The following is a 20,680-nucleotide window of genomic DNA, read 5'->3' as shown; positions in this document are numbered from 1 at the left end:
TTACAGAGGGATGATGGGGGAGAAATACGTTTCTCAAACTTTAACACGCCTCATATATATTGTATTTGATATATTAGCTAATAATAAAAACAACATGAAGCAAGTAATTCGAGATTTAGGTTTTGTAGTTGAAGAAAGTGTTGAGTATGTTCCATTTGGGGAGCTTTTATAATTCACAGTCTTGACGGCACTTTTTCGACTATTTTGAAGTGGCAAAATTCTGAACAAGATAAATTACTATCAAATTCAATTAAGGGAAAACTTAAATTATTATTGAACAGAAAAGTCGCTTTTGACAAATCAATAATTTATAATTCAACTAATATTGACGCTTTTTTAGACATAAATCTTCCTAAGTTATTTCCCGAAGACAAAATAAATAATTTATTAGAATACATACATAGTAAAACTTTATATGACGGAGAAAGTATATTATTCAAGTTTGGGGACTCTCAAATGCTGAGTGATTTATATTTTCAGAATGAAGAGGAATGTATTTTTTACGTTGCGACAGCTGAAAACAAAGAATTAATAAATAGAGGAAAGTATAGTACAACAGCTAGTTATATATCTCTCATAGTTGAAGGTTTGACGAAGATTATCAATAATTCTGAAATTAAAATGTCAAAACAGTGTTTTGTGGCTATGTCATTTGATGACGATATGAACATTATATTTAATGAAGCTATTTCACCTGCGATTAAGCAATGCGGTTTTGCTCCGTACATTGTAAGCAACATTAATATAGAATCTGATACAACAATAAATGACGCTATTTTAGCTGGGATTAAAAGAGCAAAATTTACTATCGCGGATTTTACTGGGCACAAGGCAGGTGTATATTTTGAAGCTGGATATGCTTTGGGAAGAGGGCAAAAAGTTATCTATACTTGTAAGGATACAGATTTGGGAAAGACTCATTTTGATACAAGGAATTATCAACATATAGTGTGGAAAGATTCAAATGATTTAAGAGAAAAACTTATTAATAAAATTGAAGCTTTTATTAAAGATTGATTTGATCAGTCGCTACCGCAAGTGTCCCGCTTGTGGCCGCATGCTAAGTGCACACCCGTATTTGTCCATTACTGTCCTAAACCCACAAACGGGACGCTTGCGGTAACTTTATACACATTTATATGGTAAAAAACAAAGCTACGGCAGCAGCGCCCATAATAAAAAACGTTGCCCACAATAAAGCTTTTGATAACCACCCGCTTTTAAATTCGCCCATTATGCTATCACTCGTAGCAATTTTAATGATCAGGAATAATAGGGGAACTGCTGCCACACCATTTATTACAGCGGTGTAGATCAAAGCTTTTACCGGATCGATACCCACAAAGTTGATGGTTAGGCCAATAAGTGTAGCAATGGTAATTACGCCGTAAAAACCATGCGCTTTTTTTAGTTTAAGGTTTAGGCTGGCGTTCCAGTCAAAGGCTTCGGCCACGGCGTAGGCTGCAGAGCCTGAAAGTACAGGCACGGCCAGTAGCCCAAGCCCTATAATACCTACTGAGAAGATGAGTTTAGCCAGGTAGCCCGAGTTGGGGAAGGAATGCACTAAGGGCTCCAGCGCTTTTGCGGCGTCGGCTGCATTTTTTACATCGGTAACACCGCTGTTATGCAAAACTGTTGCGCCAACTAAAAGTATACACCAAGTTGTAAATTCAGAGATAACCATGCCTATGTTATTATCTTTACGCATGGCATGGATATGCGGCCAGCCAATTCTTGGCTTTCCATTTTTTATCAATCCCTTAGCTTTTTCTTCCTCAACTTCCTGCGATGCCTGCCAGAAAAACATGTACGGGGTAATAGTGGTGCCAAATACACCGGTTATAATAAACAGAAAAGCAAAAGAGAATTCAAAGTGAGGGATTACGGTTGCCTTTAAAACGGTTGGCCAGGGCTGGTGAACAATAAAAACTGTAATAGGGTAGGCCAGTAATGCCAGCGCCAGCCATTTTAATATTTTAGAATAAACCCTGTAATTCGTAAAGATCTCCAGTATCAATATTCCAGTGGTGAAAAGTAAAGTAAGCACAACAAAATTAACAGGCACCAGCAACTGCGCTGCCTCAGCCATAGCCCCAATATCGGCACCGATATTGATAGTGTTAGCCACAACCACAAGCCCTACAACGGCGTAAAGCACTTTACGGCTATAATGTTCTTTAACTACTGCGGCAATGCCCTTGCCCGTTACCAGCCCTATCCTTGCGCAGGCTTCCTGTACTGCTATCATAAATGGAAGCATGTATAATGCTGTCCATAACTGCCCGTAGCCAAATTGTGCGCCGGTTTGCGAATAGGTTGCAATTCCTGATGGATCATCGTCGGCTGCGCCGGTGGTTAGCCCCGGCCCTAAGAGGCCGAAAAACTTCCGCATTTTTCTGATTCTGGATCTGTACTTTAAGGGCATTTAATAGAATGTATTAATGGTTGTAAACCCCAAACAATATACTATCTATTTTTTTGTTAAATATTATTTTTAGTTTTTATAGTTGTAATTAGTTATAGCACGTCCGCTTCTTTGTTATTTATTATTATTTGTAGCGTAATGAAAGGCCCGATTATCCAAAAGTGCCTGTCACATATTGTCCCGTTTTTAAAATGGAACGAAAATGGGAATGGTTACCGATATATAACAAGTTTTATTCGATAGTTTCAACTTTATCAAAAATGTTTATAATTGTAGCATGTCTGACGATGCAGTATTAAAGCGGATAAAAATTATAGTGAAGGAGCACGGCGGTCAGCTGGCACTGGCTAATGCTATAAGTGTTGATCAGGGCTTTATCAGCAAGGTCATCAACAAAAAGCAGGACATTAGTTACTATCTAATCCGTAAATTATGTTTCCAGTTAAAGTACTCGCCCGAGTGGCTGATACTGGGCACAGGCGATAAAATGATCCACAAACAAGACTCGGCCAAACTGATAACCGAGATACAAATGCTGCGCACCGAGGTAGATATTTTGCACGCCCGTATGCGTGCTTACGAACTACAGCTACAGGAAATACAGCAGCATGCAGAAGGTTCACAGCAAAAAGCTGGTTAACAACAGGTTTACCACAGTGCTTAACATTATAGTAATATTAAGTGGTGGTTATGGTAATCAATACATAACATTCAACTAACATCGGGGTAATAGTTTTGCGGTATTAAATTAATACACGTGAAAAAACTTTTATCCGCGATCATCGTATTATTCGTTTTTACCTTAACGGCGAGTAATTTATTTGCCCAAACCACAGGGCGCATCTCTGGAAAGGTAATTGACCAGAAAACAAGCGAAACCTTAATTGGGGCAACAGTTAACATTGAGGGCACCACCAAGGGCTCTGCTACCGATGTTGAAGGCCATTACGCTTTAAGTGGCTTACAGCCCGGAAAATACACCATATTGGTAAGGTACATGGGCTATCAATCTAAAACCATCTCAGATGTGGAGGTTAAAGCAGGCGCAACTACTCCGCTTGATATTACGCTTGGCCAGTCTGAGTCAAAAGCCCTGAGCGAGGTTGTGATCAAAGCCACCTATCGCCAGGAATCAGTGGGTGCGCTGTACGCTATTCAGAAAAACAGCGTATCTATATCTGATGGTATATCTTCAGAGTTGATCAGAAGATCACCGGACAGGAACACCAGCGACGTTTTAAAGCGTGTGAGTGGTGCTACAATACAAGATAACAAGTTTGTAGTAGTTCGTGGCCTGAGCGACCGTTACAATACTGCATCTTTAGATGGTTCGCCACTGCCAAGTACAGAACCTAACCGCAAAGCATTTTCATTTGATATTGTACCCTCAAACCTTATTGACAATATCATTATCAGCAAAACAGCTACGCCAGATCTTTCGGGCGATTTTGCCGGTGGTAATGTTCAGATATTAACTAAAGATATACCTGAGCAGAATTTTGTTACTGTAGGTATTGGTTACAGCTATAATAACCAGAGCACATTTAAGGATTTTAAAAGTGGTTACCGTAACGCAAGCGATTATTTTGGCTTTGATGATGGCACACGTAAACTGGTTAGCAATTTCCCTACAACTACCCAGATTGTTAACAGGCAGCTTACCCCAACCCAAACTATACAGTCGATAAGAAGCTTAAATAACGATTTTAACGTTTACAACAATAAGGCCTTGCCTGGCCAAAACTACCAGCTAACTATTGGTAACGTAAAAGAAATAGGTGCAAACAAAAATCGTTTTGGTACCACCATAGCTTTAACATACCGTAACTCTCAAACTATCGCTCCAGATCAGATACAACGTTTCAGCGATTTTGATTATGTAAGCAGCATTAATAAATTCTCTACCAACGTAGGTGCTTTAGCAAATTTTGCATACAGCTTTGGTAAGAATAAGATAACCTTAAAGAATTTATATAACCGCGTATTTGATGATCAGTTTACATATCGTACAGGTAAAAACTTAGGTACGGGTGGCGAAACAGGCGATAACCGCTATTACGCTTATGATCTTTTAGAAAAAGGATTATTTAAAACAAACCTTGAAGGTGAGCACCAAATAGGTGAAAAAAACTCTAAATTAAAATGGAACCTGGGTTACAGCAACGTAACAAATGATCAGCCCGATCAAAGAAAAGTTAATTACAGGAGCAGTGCCCCCGGCCAACCATATATAGCCCAGGTTACGGGCCTGCAAAAAGAGAATGCACGCTTGTTCTCTCATTTAAATGAGAATATTTACTCAGGTAAAGTTGATTATAATTTACCGGTGGATTTTTTAGGGAAAAGCAACCTTAAAGTTGGGGTTAGTTCACAGTATCGCCAAAGAGATTTCGCTGCAAGGTTTTTGGGTTTGGTTTATAATAACGCCGATCAAAGTAACCTGGAACGCCCTATTTCTACCTTATTTGGTCCTAATATTATCAACGCTGGTTATTATAATCTTGATGAGTTATCTAACCCAACCGATACCTATAACGCTAAGAGCTATACAAACGCGGGTTATGCGATGTTGGATAGCAAGCTAAACGAAAAGCTTAGGATTGTTTACGGTTTACGTGTTGAAAAATTTGACCTTAATTTAAGAACGGCAGAAACAAACCAAACGCAACCCCGAAGTAAACTTGATAACCTCGACTTTCTTCCATCGGTTAATTTAACCTATGCTTTAACGCAGAAAGCCAATTTCAGGGCATCTTATTCGCGAACAGTTGCACGCCCGGAATTTAGGGAATTAGCAAACTTTGCTTATTATGATTATGAATTATTAGCTACAGTACAGGGCGAACCGACACTGAAAAGAACAACTATTGATAATGCAGATTTACGATACGAATTTTACCCTGCTGCCGGGCAAATATTTTCAGTTTCGGCATTTTACAAAAAGTTTGCTAATGCTATAGAGCCCATAATTGATGACAGGAATTCTTCAACCACAATCAGTTATTTTAACTCAAAATCTGCATACGTGTATGGCTTTGAATTAGAAGCGCGTAAATCGCTTGATTTTATTGACGAAAGTAAATTCTTTAAAAATACTACAGCGTATGCCAACTTTTCTATCAACAGGTCAAAAGTTACAAACCCTGATGACGGCATAGTAAGGTTAGAAAAAAGCAGGCCGCTGGTTGGTCAATCGCCATATGTTATCAATGCCGGTTTAACTCATACCGAAATGGATAATAAACTATCATTAAACATACTGTTCAATCGCCTTGGTAAACGTATATTCTATGCAGGTGGTTCAACCTACCCAAGTGTATGGGAAAGCCCACGTAACGTGCTCGATTTCCAGGTAGGTTACAAGGTTATTAAAAACCGTGGTGAGATCAAATTGAGCGGCAGTGATATCCTTAATCAGAAATATAATTTTACTTACGAACTTGATGGAAAACCGTATGTGCCATCGGGTTTGGGTAACATCTTCAGGAATTACAACTGGGGTGCAAATTATTCATTATCATTTAATTACTCATTTTAAGAAATAGTTTACTAATAGTAGTTTGATAAACTACAGTTAATGTTGGCTTAATATTAATAGCCGAAATTTGATAGAAATCGAACAATAAACAACATGAAAAAACCATTATTATTTTTAGCGTTTAGCGCTATTATCCTGGCAAGTTCTTGCTCTAAGAACAACGCCATTATCGATCCGATAGTTGTACCTCCTACAAACGGCACTTCTGTTGAGATTACCGGTGATATAGCAACCAACACTACCTGGACTGCTGACAAAATTTATACCTTAAAAGGTTTTGTATATGTAACCAATGGCGCTACGCTTACAATTGAGCCCGGCACCATTATCAAAGGCGACAAAGCAAGTAAAGGTACATTAACCATAACACGCGGAGCTAAGATTATGGCAGTAGGTACAGCTGACAAACCAATTGTATTTACTTCATCATTTGCTGCTGGCACACGTGCTCCAGGCGATTGGGGTGGTTTAATACTTTTAGGTAAAGCACCTTCAAACAATGGTGGCAATGCTGCCATCGAAGGCGGATTAGATGCTAAAGGCGATCCTGCAAAATACATTCAATACGGTGGTGCTGATGCAAACGACAACTCTGGTACTTTAAAATATGTACGTGTGGAATACGCAGGTATCCCATTCTCACCAGATAACGAGATAAACGGTATCACTTTTGGTGGTGTTGGAGCAGGTACAACTATTGATTATGTACAGGTTTTCCGTTCGGGCGATGATGGCTTTGAATGGTTTGGTGGTACAGTTAATTGTAAACACCTTTTAGCTATCGGTAACGTTGATGATGATTTTGATACCGATAACGGTTTCTCAGGTAAAATTCAATTTGGTATTGCTCAGCGTTATAATACTGTTGCGGATGTATCTGGTTCAAATGGGTTCGAATCTGATAACGATAAAGATGGTTCAAACAATGCACCAAAAACTTCAGCTATATTCACTAACATGACAATGTTAGGCCCCCAAACTTCTGCAACAACTGCAAACGTAAATGCTAACCACCAGCACGCGGCTCAAATTCGCCGTAATTCATCTATCAGCATATTTAACTCTGTAATTGCAGGCTATGTTGAAGGTATTTATATTGACGATTCTAAAGTAGCTACTGCAGGTGCAACATCTACCAACTTTACTTCTGGTAGCCTTGTAATTAAAAACAACCTTATATACGGTTCAAACAAAAAAGGTAACGAAGTTAAAGGTGACAATGCTACACAAAAAGCATTGTTTGAAGCTAAACTAAGGGCCGATAATACCTTTGATGCAACTCTGTATGCTGATGCATTAATTACTGATCCATTTAAATTTGCTTCAGAATTTGCAAACCCTGGTACACCAATCTTTACACCTAAAGCGGGTTCTCTTGCAGCTTCAGGAGCGTTATTTACAGATAATAAATTAAAAGATCCATTCTTTGAAGTGGTAACATTCCGCGGTGCGGTTGGTACTACTGATTGGACTACCGGTTGGACTAACTTTAATGCACAAGTTATGCCTTACACTACACCAGGTGCTGTAAAATAATTAACAACATTGAACATAAAAAAAGAGCGGTTACCCACAGGGTAGCCGCTCTTTTTTATGCAGGATTTTATTGATCTACCTGTTAAAAGGATATTCGTTAACCCAATTAAACCCGCGTCTTAGCAGCAAAAAGTTATTCAGGTCGTACTTTTTAAGGCTGATACTAAGCGAATCGTTTTTAAATTTGCCTTTAAGCAGCAACACATCTTTTTGGGGCAGGCTGTAAGTATAATAAGCTTTGTTAACGGTATCGGCATATGTATTCATCACAATAGTATGCTTAGCGGTATCTATTACAAAATTATAACGTTTGCTGCTATCGTTCATCATGATTAGCCTGGCCGCGCCCGGGTAGCTTATGGTTAACTTATCCCAGCGGGTGGTATCAGTTTTTAAAGGTGCAATAGTATCCTTATTGCGTATAAAGGTTTGTACATTATATATACCATACAACGGCGGCTTCTTAGCGGCATCCCCATATTGGCTCATTGCCTGTATATCAACGTAAAAGGTTAATATTAAAGTATAGGCAATCAGCAGGTACTTTACAGTAGTTAGGGTGACGTTTTTCCAGCGTTTTTTAAACAGGTGCCTGCCAAGGTTTGCAGGCTGCGCCGGTTTATTTAAAAAAAAGAAGTTGATAAGCCTGATCGCATCCTTACTCAGCAGATAGATACACATCACCACCAGCATAGTTGATAACAGCTTCACCGGTACATCAAACGCATAGTTTATGGCCATAATATTACCTGCCACAACCAAGCCCACAATTGCCCCCAGCGTAGCCGTCCGGCGGAAGAAGAGCAGCAAGCCGCAGCTTAGTTCGGCTATGCCGGTAAAATAGTTAAACCCGGTTGAGTAGCCCATGTAGGTCCAGGCCAGGCCCATTGGCGATGCATTACCGAAAGGCTCCAGCAACCTGTCGGGCGATGGCGCCGGGAATTGTAGTTTGATGATCTTAACGCAGCCATAAGTAACCATAGTAATAGCCACATAATAACGTACAATAACCGTAAGCCAGTAAAACAGGTTATTGTAATTGCGTGCCTTACGGTCAAGCAGGCTCCATATAATGGCACCGGCAATGGCTACTACGCCTGCAAAAAGCAGGGCAAGGTAATCGTAAGTAGTATCGCCGCTGCCATTGGTAAAGGTGGTAATAGGGTTGCTTAAATGCAGTACATGTGCTGCCATCCAAACAATAAGTTTTTGAAAAGGCGGAATGTAAGCGCTGTAGGCCACATCAATATAAGGCAGTACCCCATTGGGGTTTAAAACAACATACAGTACAAAAAACAGGAGGAAAAAGCGCAGGGCTATCTTACGCCCGGCAGACCAGTAAACAGGTTCGGCAATGGTAGTAGTCATTTGGTTTAAGGTATAGGTTTATAAATTATTTAGCGTTGTTGCAAAGCTTTCAGTTTTAATTAGACCAGCCACTTGCCCTTTTATTACAACAGAAATATCGCCGGCATCTTTATGTAATTGCAGACGCCCTTTAAACAGGCTGTTTTGCCCCCCTGCCAGAAAACGGCGCAGGTTGCCGGGTGTTTCTTTACGGCAGGCCAGTTCTGTAAAGCCATCAGTAATAACAAGGCGCAACCTTTTGTTATCGGGCTCAAATGTTAGCAATAGGTTGTTGTTCAGTTTAATAGTTTCCATAAAGTTTAGTTGAAATCTAAATTTAAGAATAACATTTACATCCAAAAACTATTTGTTATAACTTTTTGTACGGTTTTAGGTCTTCGATAAGCTCATACTGACATAAAATGTGGTATGCAATGGTGAGCCATCGAACCAAACGGAAATTGCAGGCCGTGCTTTTGTTGTTGTCATTAACAATCGCTAATTTCAATTTCCAAAACCAATTATAATGGCATATGTAAATTCAAACGAATTTGCGGCTAATACTTTTGATGCTATCGTGATAGGATCGGGTATCAGCGGCGGCTGGGCAGCAAAAGAACTTTGCGGCAAGGGCCTTAAAACCCTGGTGCTGGAGCGGGGCAAGGATGTTGTTCATTTAAAAGATTATCCCACGGCCACTAAAAATCCATGGGATTTTCCGCACCGCGGCCAAATGCCTTTAGTTGTTCAGCAAGAAAACCCAATTGTAGAACGCTGCTATGCCTTTGGTGAAGCATCTGAACATTTTTTTGTGAAGGATAAGGAGCATCCTTATGTGCAGGATAAACCCTTCGACTGGATCCGCGGGTACCAGGTTGGCGGCAAATCACTGCTATGGGCAAGGCAAACCCAGCGTTGGAGTAAGTTTGATTTTGAAGGCCCGGCACGGGATGGTTTCGCGGTAGATTGGCCCATCCGTTATGATGACCTGGCGCCGTGGTACACCTACGTTGAGCAGTTTGCAGGTATAAGCGGGAACCATGATGGATTGGAAACCCTGCCCGACGGCGACTTTTTACCACCCTGGGAAATGAATGTGGTGGAGAAGGAGATCCGGAAGCGTATTATGGCTCATTATAAAGACCGTGACGTAGTTATAGGGCGTTGTGCACATCTTACCAAGCCAAAAGAAATACACCTGCAGCAAGGCCGCGGGCAGTGCCAGGCGCGTAGCTTGTGCGAACGGGGGTGCCCGTTTGGCGGCTACTTTAGTTCTAACTCGTCAACCCTCCCATGGGCAGCTAAAACAGGTAAACTTACCTTAAGGCCCGATTCGGTAGTGCACTCCATTATTTATGACGAGAAAAAACAAAAGGCCGTGGGCGTAAGGGTTATAGATGCGCATACCAATAAGGCTATTGAATATTTTGCCCGGATCATTTTTGTAAACGCAGCCGCTTTAAACAGTAATCTTATCTTGCTTAATTCAACATCAAACCGTTTCCCTAATGGCTTAGGTAATGATAATGGCTTGTTGGGCAAATACGTGGCTTTTCATAACTATCGAGGATCGATGTCTGCAAGTTTTGAGGGGCCTATGGATAGCTACTACTATGGCCGCAGGCCCACTGCCGTTATGATGCCTAACTTTAGGAATGTGTATAAGCAGGAGACCGACTTTTTGCGCGGATATATGACATTTTACACCGCTACCCGCCCGAGGTGGAGGCACACCGCGGATGGGCAGCAAATTGGCGCCGAATATAAAGATGCTATAGCCGAACCCGGCTCATGGAATATTTATATGATGATGCAGGGCGAAACTATCCCTAAAGAAAGCAACTTTGTACAGCTGAGTAAAGATGCAAAAGACAAATGGGGCATACCTCAGTTGCGTATCTCGGTAGATTATGATGATAACGACGAAAAGTTATTGAAGGACTTTTTGGTGCAGGGTACAGAAATGCTGGATAAAGCAGGCTGTAAAAATATAGTGACCAGGGACAGTAAACAAGCGCCCGGGTTGGATATTCATGAGGTTGGCGGTATCCGGATGGGGCATGACCCTAAAACGTCTCTGCTAAACAAATGGAACCAGTTGCATAACTGCCCCAATGTTTTTGTAACCGACGGCGCCTGCATGACATCTACAAGCACCCAAAACCCATCATTAACATTTATGGCACTAACTGCCCGAGCTGCAAACTATGCCGCTGATGCATTAAAAAAGGGAGAGGTGTAAGATAAACCGCTATGCGTCAAAAGTTTTGTATGTCATGGTGAGCTTGTCGAACAATAAATCAATCTCACCTAAAATCGCCCTTAAAACGTCCAAAAACGCCCCTCAAAACCCCCGAAGTGTTCACGTTCACTACCGTGAACACACGTGAACGCATGCAATGATCTGATAGTCAGTGATTTGTTATTATTCGATACTGACAAGATTGCGCCCCATTGGCAGCATACAGTGATATCTCAATTACTTCCACTCATTAATGGCTTCGCCTAAATCATAAACAGGTACGAGATTAACAGCAGCCTGAATGATGCCTGCGGCTGCAGCAGAGCGGTAACCCGCTGCGCAATGCACCACAATGGGTTTATCAACAGGGATCTCATTAACACGCTCCCTTAGCTCGGGCAGTGGGATGGTCAAAGCATTCTTAAACAGTTTACCCGCTTTTATCTCGGCCCAGTTGCGAACATCAACAATGGTATAATGGTCCGGATCACTCTTAAAGTCAGCGTAGTTGAGCACCGGCGATTGCACTTTAGCATCCGCAGGGATCAAAATAGCAGCTTTTATATTTTTTTCGTAACCTATTTTGGCTGTTTTTTTAATAACGGTTTCCAGTTCATCCTTAGTGGCTGCCAGTAAATAAAATAGCTCATTAGGGCCAACAACCGAACCAAGCCAGGTTTCAAATTTCTCGGCATCCTGCAGGTTGATGGCGTTTTTAACATGCCCGCTGCGGTAAGCTTCTTTTACGCGGGTATCAATAACCAATACGCCTTTTTCTAAGACAATATCCTGCGATGGCCGCAATACCGTTTCAATACTTTCGGTAAAGTTTGGCGCGCCTGTTTTATTTAGTTCTACATCATACCCAAAGTATTTTGGCATAAAGGGTTGGTCGGCCATCAGGGTTTTTACAAAGGCCAGCTCATCCATCAGCTGTAAGGCATAATTATCGCGCAGTTCTTTACCAATGCTGCTTTGCAGATCGGGGCTCATGCTTTTACCGCAAAGCGAACCGGGGCCGTGTGCGGGGTAAACGGTTACATCGGGCGGTAAAACCATCAGTTTTTCGCGGGTGCTGTAGTACATCTGGCGGGCAAGTTCTTCTTTTTTAGCAGTGATATTGCCAACGTTCTCGCGCAGATCCGGGCGGCCTACATCACCTGCAAACAGGGTGTCGCCGGTAAATACGGCGCAATCCTTACCCTTTTCATCCTCCAGCAAAATACAGATAGAATCGGGCGAGTGGCCGGGGGTATTGATAGCTTTCAGCTTAATATCATCCAGTTGGATAACATCGCCATCATCAAAACTTTCGTGCGGGTATTCGGCACCCGCAAGTTTGCTTACATAGATAACCGCGCCGGTAGTTTGGTGGATCTCGAGGTGAGAGCTCACAAAATCGGCATGCGGATGTGTTTCAATAACGCCGGTGATATCTGCATTGTGCAGCTGGGCAAAATCATAGTAAGGCTGCGGATTACGGGCAGGGTCGATAACAACCATTTTGCCCGAGCGGATAATGGCGTACGAAGCATGCGCCAATCCCTTATCGTAAAATTGATGAACTATCATATAATGTGTCAGTGCCGCAAAGATAGCTTTTGGTTGTGAGTGTTAAAAGGCAGAAATGTGAGTGGGGGGTAAAGATTATTTTGCTTTTGATTTATTGTAAACATTTTTTTTAATAATCGTATATTTACATATATGACAACTATAACACTTCAAGTACCGGATAGTCTTGGCGAGTATCAAAATGATACTGTAAGGTTTATTGCTGCCAAGTTATATGAAGCTGGTAAATTGTCGTTAGGGCAAGCGGCCGAAATGTGCGGAATGAAAAAGTGGGATTTTCCGGCGGTGTTAGCTCAGTTTAATGTAAACTATTTTCAATACACCGCCGAAGATGTAATTGCAGATGTTGAAAGGATCTCCAAACATTAGCACAATTATTACAGATTCCAGCTGTTTTATTTTGCTGGATAAAATTGACGGCCTCAATATTCTTAAAGACCTTTATGGGCAAGTTATAACCACTCCCGAAATAGCCGCAGAGTATGGTAAACGACTCCCTCAATGGGTAAATGTTATCGCAGTTGATAATCGGGATTTACTTTATACCTATGCCGAAATAGTTGATATTGGCGAGGCCAGTGCCATTGCACTAGCACAAGAAGTTAGCTCCCCATCTTTAATTCTTGATGACCTTAAAGGGCGTAAATTAGCCGAACAATTACAATTGGCATACACCGGAACCATAGGAGTGTTAATTCTGGCAAGAACACGCGGAGTAATCACACAACTAAAACCGTACTTCGAAAAGATAAAGGGTACAGATTTTCGTATCCCGGCAAATTTTCTTGAAATTCTTTTAAATAAATACGATAAATAAAGAAGAAGCCCGGTCTCTCAACCGGGCTTCCTCTCATCTGATCTCTAATTCACAGATCTCTAATCTCTAACCTTACCACACCTTTATCCTGTCTTCGGGTTTCTTATACATTTTATCACCGGGTTTAATATCAAACGCAGTGTACCAGGCGTCCATATTGCTTATTGGGGCGTTGGTGCGGTATTGCTCCGGCGAGTGCGGATCTGTCAGGATACGTTGCGCGGCAGCCTCGGGGCGTTGCGAACCTCTCCAAACCTGCGCCCATGAAAGGAAGAACCTTTGGTCGGGCGTAAAGCCATCAATTTTTTTGTTCGACTGACCTTGTTTGGTTTTCTTGTAAGCCTCGTAAGCAACGTTGAGGCCGCCCAGATCTGCAAGGTTTTCGCCAAGGGTTAGTTTGCCATTTACATGCATGGTATCCAACACCGTGAAGGCGTTGTACTGGCCAACCACCTGGTCTGCGCGTACTTTAAATTTATCAGCATCGTCTTTTGTCCACCAGTCGCGCAGGGTGCCGTCGGCATCGTACTGGCGGCCTTCGTCGTCAAAACCGTGAGTCATTTCGTGGCCTATAACGGCGCCTATGCCGCCATAATTCACTGCGTCATCTGCACCAAAATCAAAGAACGGGAACTGCAGGATGCCCGCCGGGAAAGCAATCTCGTTATTAGTTGGGTTGTAATAAGCATTAACGGTTGGCGGCGTCATTCCCCAACGGGTTTTATCAACCGGTTTGCCAAGGCGGCTCACATTAAAGTTATAGCGCCAAACCGAAATGCGCCTTAAGTTACCCGTATAATCATCGCGGTTAATAACAAGGCCGTCATAACCTTCCCATTTATCGGGGTAGCCAATTTTAACACGGAAAGCGGCCAGTTTTTTCAATGCGCGGGCTTTAGTTTCCTCGCTCATCCAATCAAGGCGTTTTATGCGGTCGCCAAGGGTACCTTTAAGGTTGTTCACCAGGTCTACCATGTATTTTTTGGCGGCCGGGGTAAAATATTTTTCTACGTAAAGCTGGCCTAACAGTTCGCCAATGCTACCATCAACAAGGCCGCTCATGCGTTCGTTACGCGGGGTTTGTGTTTTTTGGCCGCTTAACGCACTGCTGTATGCAAAACTTGCATTCACAAACGGCGAGCTTAACGAACCAGCCGAACCACGCAGTATATTCCACTTCAAATATGTTTTCCAATCGTTAACCGGGGCAGAGGCTAATAAAGCATCAGCATCTTTAAAAAAGGCTGGCTGGCCCACAATAATGGTGTCCTGCCCGGTAACTTTTAACATGGGTAGCAGCTTTACCCAGTTTAAATGTGGTGTGGTTTTGGCGAAATCGGCTATCGAGAACTTGTTATAGGTAACATTCGGGTCGCGTTGCGCAACACGGCTCAGTTGCGATTTAGCCAGTGATTTCTCCAGGTCAAAGATCACTGCCGCGTTTTTAGCCGCTTCATCGGCATTGGTGCCGGTGAGGGTAAACAGGGTAGTAATATAAGTTCTTAATGCATCCTGGATCTTTTTTGAACGGGCGTCTTCTTTTAAATAGTTGTCCCTGTCAGGCAAACTGGTACCGCCTTGCCTAAGGCTTACAATGTATTTTTCTACATTTTTATCGTCCTGGCCTACGCCAAAACCAAACAGTGGGCTGCCGATGCCGTTTACGCGTTCGTAAATCAGTTCGTTAACAATACCGTTCAGGTCAGTTATATTATTGATGCGTGCCAGGTCGGCTGTTATTGGGCTGTAACCTTTCTTCTCGATTGCAAGGCTATCCATACCGCTGGCATAAAGGTCGCCAACACGTTGTTTAAGGCTGCCTTTTGGCTGGCCGGGCGTTTTACTTACTTCGTTAAGTAAACCTAACAGGCGGTTGGTGTTATCCTGCCTCAGGATGTTGAAACTGCCCCAGCGGGTTTCTTTTGCCGGTATGGCGTTCTGTTTTATCCAGTTACCATTGGCATAGTCAAAAAAATCGTCGCCGGGTTTTACAGACAGGTCCATATTGGCCGGGTCGATGAATTTACGGGGCGGATCGTTTGTGGTTTTGCTTTGGGTTTTCCCTTTAACGGGTTTGTCGCCATTGGCGGCAAAAGCGGTAGCCGACAGGCACAACGCACCCATCAGCATTAAGTTGGTGAACTTTAATTTCATGATTTAGTCAGTAAAAAGATCAAGGTAATTTTTTATCTGCCGTGTAGCAAATAATAAGTAGGGGCAACTCTATTTGTTGAACCAGTTGATCACAACAGATAACTTCGATAATCTGATAAAAGCGGCCAAAAAACGATTTGCAGGTATTGTTTTCATCTTCGGTGCATTATTTATAATATATAAACGGCTATATGTAAAATTATTGTTGCTAATATTTAGCATGCTGTAATTTATAATTGTTCCATATAAACGTTTAGTTATATATGTCGCTTCATTAGTTGACTCACCCCGCAGCACTTCGTGTGCGACCCTCTTTGCGCAGCAGAGAGGGTGAGGAAAGAAAAAGCAAAACCCTCTTTGCGCGCAGCGAAGAGAGGGTGGTGAAGCGAAGCGATGATCGGGTGAGTAAATTTGTGTCTCTGCGTCTTTGCGTGAGAATATTAGCGCCAAATAGTTATTTTTGCAGGCTATGAGTATTGCAAAAACCTATTCGCCCACTGCAGCCGAAGAAAAATGGTACAGTTACTGGTTACAACACAACTTTTTCAGATCAGTACCTGACCATCGTGAACCTTACACTATCGTTATCCCTCCGCCAAACGTAACAGGTGTGCTGCACATGGGCCATATGCTTAACAATACCATACAGGATGTACTGATACGCCGCGCCCGTATGAAAGGCAAAAATGCCTGCTGGGTGCCGGGTACAGACCACGCCAGCATAGCCACCGAAGCAAAGGTTGTGGCCATGCTTAAAGAGCGCGGTATCAATAAAAAAGACCTTACCCGCGAAGAGTTTTTAAGCTACGCCTGGGAGTGGAAAGAAAAATACGGCGGTATTATCCTGGAGCAATTAAAAAAGCTCGGCGCCTCATGTGATTGGGAGCGTACAAAATTTACTATGGACGAGGGCATGAGCGAATCTGTTATAGATTACTTTGTTCATCTGCATAAAAAAGGCTGGATCTACCGTGGCGTACGCATGGTAAACTGGGACCCGCAAAGTAAAACCGCGGTTAGCGACGAAGAGGTTAACCGTAAAGAAGTTAATCAGAAACTTTATTACATAAATTATAAGGTAGCGGGCGAAAATAGTCACCTAACCATCGCGACGACAAGGCCTGAAACCATTATGGCTGATGCCGCTATCTGTATAAACCCTAATGACGAGCGTTATACGCACCTGCATGGTAAATCGGTTTTTATCCCGCTGATAAACCGCGAGATCCCGGTGATACTGGATGAGTACGTAACCATGGATTTTGGTACCGGCTGTTTAAAAGTTACCCCGGCGCATGATCTGAACGACTACGAGCTTGGCCAAAAACATAAGCTTCCAATCATCGATATATTAAATGATGATGCCACGCTGAACGAGAAAGCGCAAATATTGGTTGGTGAAGATCGTTTCATTGCCCGTAAAAAAATTGCAGTGCTTTTAGAAGAAGCCGGTGCGCTCGAAAAAACGGAGGATTATACCTCGCAGATAGGCTATAGCGAACGTACTAATGCGGCTATCGAACCAAAGCTATCTATGCAATGGTTTTGCAAAATGCCTGAGCTGGCAAAGCCTGCTTTAGCGTATGTGTTGAATGGAGATGTAAAATTGATCCCCGAAAAATTCATTAACACCTACCGCCACTGGATGGAGAACGTGAGGGACTGGAACATTAGCCGCCAGCTTTGGTGGGGCCAGCAGATCCCGGCGTACTACCTGCCAAACGGTGAATTTGTAGTGGCCAAAACAAAAGAAGAAGCATTAGCCGAGGCACATAAAATTGATGCATCGCTAACCATAGACCAGCTTACCCAGGACGAGGACGTACTGGATACCTGGTTCTCATCGGGCCTGTGGCCAATATCGGTTTTTGACGGTGTGCGTAACCCTGATAATGCCGAAATAAACTATTACTACCCCACAAATGACCTGGTAACCGCGCCCGAGATCTTGTTCTTCTGGGTGGCCAGGATGATCATGGCAGGGCATGAGCTGCGCGAGACTAAGCCGTTCACCAACGTTTACCTTACCGGTATTGTTAGGGATAAGCTTGGCCGTAAAATGTCGAAATCGTTAGGTAATTCGCCCGATCCGCTTGACCTGATCGCAAAATACGGTGCGGATGGGGTACGTGTAGGTATGCTGCTTTGCTCGCCTGCGGGGAACGATCTGATGTTCGACGAAAAATACTGTGAACAGGGAAGCGGTTTCGCCAATAAAATATGGAACGCCTTTAAACTGGTAAAAGGCTGGGAAATTGATGAGAGCATCGCCCCCAAAAATGGAGTAGCTATTGAGTGGTTTGCAAGCCGCTTTAGCCAGGCCTTGGTTGAGATTGACAGCGACTTTGCCCAATACCGCCTATCTGAAGCGTTAATGACCACCTACAAACTGGTATGGGACGATTTTTGTGCATGGTACCTGGAGATGGTAAAACCTGCCTATCAGCAAGGGGTTGAAAAGCAAAAGATAGATGCCGAAACTTTTAACGCTACTGTTTCATTTTTTGAGGATATTTTAAAAGTACTGCACCCGTATATGCCGTTCCTTACTGAGGAGCTTTGGCACGACGAATTATTTGGTACGCGTACCGAATTAGATTGTTGCATTGTTGCACAATTGCCAGCTATCGGGAAAATAAATACCCAGCTTGTTGCCGAGATCGAGATAGTTCAGCAAGTGGTAACACAAATTCGTAACACGCGCAACAGTAACCAGTTGTCGCCAAAAGAGGCGTTGCCGCTGGCGGTAAAAGCAAATTCGACTATTGATTATAACCTGTACGAGCCCATTATAAAACAACTGGGTAATGTTACCGAATTGACTAAAGTTAATGATGCTATAACCGGCGCAAACAGCTTTATTGCGGGTACTGACGAGTTTTTTGTATCGCTTAACATAGAAATTGATGTTATTGCAGAGCGGGAGCGCCTTGAAAAAGAACGCGATTATTTGATAGGTTTCTTAAAATCGGTAAACGCTAAATTAGGGAACGAACGCTTTATGGCAAATGCCAAGCCCGAGATAATAGAGAACGAATTGAAAAAGAAGGCTGATGCAGAAGCCCGTTTAAAGATAGTTGAAGATAATTTGCGCGGGTTGGCAGGCTAATTGTATAATGTTGGGGTATTTATAATCAAATAGTAACATATTGTGTATATTATACCACTGTTTATTATTATTTAATTTACCTAATATTAATACCGGCACGCAAACAAGTGAATTTTTTTAATTTTTCGATTAATAAAATACTCAGGCGCGAACTGTCAATTCTTGACCAGGCACGCATCCGTTTGCTATATTATGGTTTATTACTTGCAGCTGTTGGTTTATGCGCTTTGTTTTTAAGCGTTTACCTGCAAAACCTGCGCGTTATGACCAGTACTGCCACCATTGCATTAGCAGCAGTACTGGCGCTGTTTAAATATCTTACCTATAAACCGCACTGGCATACCATATCGCATTTGCTGCTGGTAGTTGGCACCATGGTAAATATGGCAACTGTTTTTGTTATACTACAAGACGTAAATATTATTACCATACAACTTATAATACTGGTAATTGTATTTAGCTTTTATATGCTTGGGCAAAACTGGGGCATGTTTTACTCGTTGCTAAATTTACTGCCTGTTTTAATATTTATGGTGATGCAGTATGACCATAATTACTTTATTGATTTTAAGCCTGAAAAGGCAGATGAGTCAACCACTATTATAGCTGTATTTGCCAATTTTATACTCATTATATTTATCCATAGCCACTTTTACAGCGCGTTTTTAAAGAACATCAAACAGCTTAAAGATAACGGCGAAGAGCAGGCTGCGCTAAACATCAAATTTGAGCGTGCTATAGAAAAAGCCGAAAAATCATCGCAGGTACAGTCGGAATTTTTATCTACCATGTCGCATGAGATCCGTACGCCTTTAAACGCGGTTATCGGGATGAGTAACCTGCTGTTGATGAACAACCCCCGGCAGGATCAGAGTGAGAACCTGGAGATATTGAAGTTTTCGGCCAACAACCTGCTGGCCATTGTAAATGATGTGCTTGATTTTAATAAGATAGAATCAGGTAAGGTGGTGTTCGAAAAGATAAAATTTAACCTGGTTGACCTGATGCAAAATATTTGCGGCGGGCAAATCATCAAAGCTGAAGAAAAAGGTCTGTTGTTTAAACTGGATATTGATAGTACGCTTAGAAGGAAAGTAATATTTGGCGACCCAACCCGCCTTACACAGATCATATTTAACCTGGTTAGCAACGCTATAAAATTTACATCGGAAGGCAGCGTGTGGGTAAGGGTAACTTGTTTAGAAGACCGCCATAATAACATTACGGTGGGCTTTTCTGTAAAGGATACCGGTATAGGTATTAAAAAGGAAAACCTCGAAACCATTTTTGAGCCTTTTACTCAGGAATCTATCACCACAACCCGACAGTATGGGGGTACAGGTTTGGGATTGGCCATTGTTAAACGCCTGTTGGAATTGCAATCTATCCAGATGTATGTGAGTAGTAACGTTGGTGCAGGATCGGAGTTTTCTTTTAATATGGAGTTTCCGGTATCTACCGAAGTTATTGCACAGCCAAAAGAACGTTTAGCAATACCTCAGCAGCAACGAAATAATAACGAGGAGCTGCAACCGGTTTTAGCCGAAATTGAAGACCCGGGCAGCAGCCTGCGTGTTTTAATAGCCGAGGATAACCCGGTTAACGTGATGCTGATGAAAAAACTATTCTCTAAATGGAAGATTGTACCAACCATAGCCGAAAATGGCGAACGCGCGGTGGAGATTGTGCAGTACGGTAATTTTGATATTATTTTGATGGACCTGCAAATGCCGGTGATGAATGGGTTTGACGCCTCGATGGAGATACGGAGAATGACTGACCCGGCTAAATCTAATATCCCTATCATTGCTTTAACGGCATCTGCTTTATTTGATATTCGCGACCAGGTGACCAATGCCGGTATGAATGATTATGTTGCCAAGCCGTTTAAACCGGATGAACTGATGGAAAAGATCCAAAACCTGATAGCTACTGTTTAA

At 42.3% G+C, this 20,680-nt stretch carries 15 protein-coding genes; 10 read left to right on the top strand and 5 right to left on the bottom strand.

Annotated features, from left to right (window positions below):
* Window positions 1–10 precede the first annotated feature (10 nt).
* On the top strand, window positions 11–172 hold the full coding sequence (locus tag IDJ75_RS21250; RefSeq protein ID WP_224746701.1) for a hypothetical protein: 162 nt from the start codon (window positions 11–13) through the stop codon (window positions 170–172).
* A 32-nt stretch (window positions 173–204) separates the two neighbouring features.
* On the top strand, window positions 205–1,017 hold the full coding sequence (locus tag IDJ75_RS20840) for a TIR domain-containing protein (RefSeq protein WP_191177595.1): 813 nt from the start codon (window positions 205–207) through the stop codon (window positions 1,015–1,017).
* A gap of 118 nt (window positions 1,018–1,135) precedes the next feature.
* Here the strand turns inward: IDJ75_RS20840 and IDJ75_RS20835 are convergent, their stop codons facing one another.
* The gene (locus tag IDJ75_RS20835; protein ID WP_224746700.1) at window positions 1,136–2,392 is read right to left on the bottom strand and encodes an NRAMP family divalent metal transporter; all 1,257 of its coding nucleotides are present in this window, start codon (window positions 2,390–2,392) and stop codon (window positions 1,136–1,138) included.
* Window positions 2,393–2,702: 310 nt separating this feature from the next.
* On the opposite strand from IDJ75_RS20835, the gene IDJ75_RS20830 reads away from it, so the two are divergent.
* The 3 genes from IDJ75_RS20830 to IDJ75_RS20820 all read left to right on the top strand — a co-directional run bounded on the left by IDJ75_RS20830 (window position 2,703) and on the right by IDJ75_RS20820 (window position 7,499).
* Window positions 2,703–3,065 carry a helix-turn-helix transcriptional regulator gene (locus IDJ75_RS20830; RefSeq protein WP_191177593.1) on the top strand — a complete coding sequence of 121 codons (363 nt, stop codon included), beginning with the start codon at window positions 2,703–2,705 and terminating at the stop codon, window positions 3,063–3,065.
* Window positions 3,066–3,182: 117 nt separating this feature from the next.
* Window positions 3,183–5,963, top strand: a complete 2,781-nt coding sequence (locus tag IDJ75_RS21240) for a TonB-dependent receptor (RefSeq protein ID WP_317173801.1) — start codon at window positions 3,183–3,185, stop codon at window positions 5,961–5,963.
* A 93-nt stretch (window positions 5,964–6,056) separates the two neighbouring features.
* A complete protein-coding gene (locus IDJ75_RS20820; protein WP_191177592.1) occupies window positions 6,057–7,499 on the top strand; it encodes a hypothetical protein in 1,443 nt (480 codons plus the stop codon).
* 75 nt (window positions 7,500–7,574) lie between these two features.
* Here IDJ75_RS20820 and IDJ75_RS20815 read toward each other — a convergent pair whose 3' ends face one another.
* Complete coding sequence (locus IDJ75_RS20815; protein WP_191177591.1) at window positions 7,575–8,867, bottom strand: hypothetical protein; 1,293 nt, start codon at window positions 8,865–8,867, stop codon at window positions 7,575–7,577.
* An 18-nt stretch (window positions 8,868–8,885) separates the two neighbouring features.
* The gene (locus IDJ75_RS20810) at window positions 8,886–9,161 is read right to left on the bottom strand and encodes a hypothetical protein (protein ID WP_191177590.1); all 276 of its coding nucleotides are present in this window, start codon (window positions 9,159–9,161) and stop codon (window positions 8,886–8,888) included.
* A 211-nt stretch (window positions 9,162–9,372) separates the two neighbouring features.
* On the opposite strand from IDJ75_RS20810, the gene IDJ75_RS20805 reads away from it, so the two are divergent.
* Window positions 9,373–11,088, top strand: coding sequence for a GMC oxidoreductase (locus IDJ75_RS20805; protein ID WP_191177589.1), 1,716 nt, complete (start codon window positions 9,373–9,375; stop codon window positions 11,086–11,088).
* Between the two features lie 237 nt (window positions 11,089–11,325).
* Here the strand turns inward: IDJ75_RS20805 and IDJ75_RS20800 are convergent, their stop codons facing one another.
* The gene (locus tag IDJ75_RS20800; protein WP_191177588.1) at window positions 11,326–12,660 is read right to left on the bottom strand and encodes an MBL fold metallo-hydrolase; all 1,335 of its coding nucleotides are present in this window, start codon (window positions 12,658–12,660) and stop codon (window positions 11,326–11,328) included.
* A 132-nt stretch (window positions 12,661–12,792) separates the two neighbouring features.
* Between IDJ75_RS20800 and IDJ75_RS20795 the strand changes: the two genes are divergently transcribed.
* Window positions 12,793–13,029, top strand: coding sequence for a UPF0175 family protein (locus IDJ75_RS20795; RefSeq protein WP_191177587.1), 237 nt, complete (start codon window positions 12,793–12,795; stop codon window positions 13,027–13,029).
* Window positions 13,004–13,477: a DUF3368 domain-containing protein gene (locus IDJ75_RS20790; RefSeq protein WP_191177586.1), complete on the top strand. Its 474-nt coding sequence runs from the start codon at window positions 13,004–13,006 to the stop codon at window positions 13,475–13,477. Before IDJ75_RS20795 ends, IDJ75_RS20790 begins: the two co-directional genes overlap by 26 nt.
* Window positions 13,478–13,549: 72 nt before the next feature.
* Here the strand turns inward: IDJ75_RS20790 and IDJ75_RS20785 are convergent, their stop codons facing one another.
* The gene (locus IDJ75_RS20785; protein ID WP_191177585.1) at window positions 13,550–15,631 is read right to left on the bottom strand and encodes a M13 family metallopeptidase; all 2,082 of its coding nucleotides are present in this window, start codon (window positions 15,629–15,631) and stop codon (window positions 13,550–13,552) included.
* A 469-nt stretch (window positions 15,632–16,100) separates the two neighbouring features.
* On the opposite strand from IDJ75_RS20785, the gene IDJ75_RS20780 reads away from it, so the two are divergent.
* Together IDJ75_RS20780 and IDJ75_RS20775 are read left to right on the top strand one after the other, a co-directional pair.
* Window positions 16,101–18,740, top strand: a complete 2,640-nt coding sequence (locus IDJ75_RS20780) for a valine--tRNA ligase (RefSeq protein WP_191177584.1) — start codon at window positions 16,101–16,103, stop codon at window positions 18,738–18,740.
* A 107-nt stretch (window positions 18,741–18,847) separates the two neighbouring features.
* Window positions 18,848–20,680, top strand: a complete 1,833-nt coding sequence (locus IDJ75_RS20775) for an ATP-binding protein (protein ID WP_191177583.1) — start codon at window positions 18,848–18,850, stop codon at window positions 20,678–20,680.

It is taken from the genome of Mucilaginibacter rigui, from assembly GCF_014773275.1.
GTDB classification, from domain to species: domain Bacteria; phylum Bacteroidota; class Bacteroidia; order Sphingobacteriales; family Sphingobacteriaceae; genus Mucilaginibacter; species Mucilaginibacter rigui_A.
The sequence above is the reverse complement of the archived record's forward strand: the minus strand, read 5'-3'. Positions and strand labels throughout refer to the sequence as shown.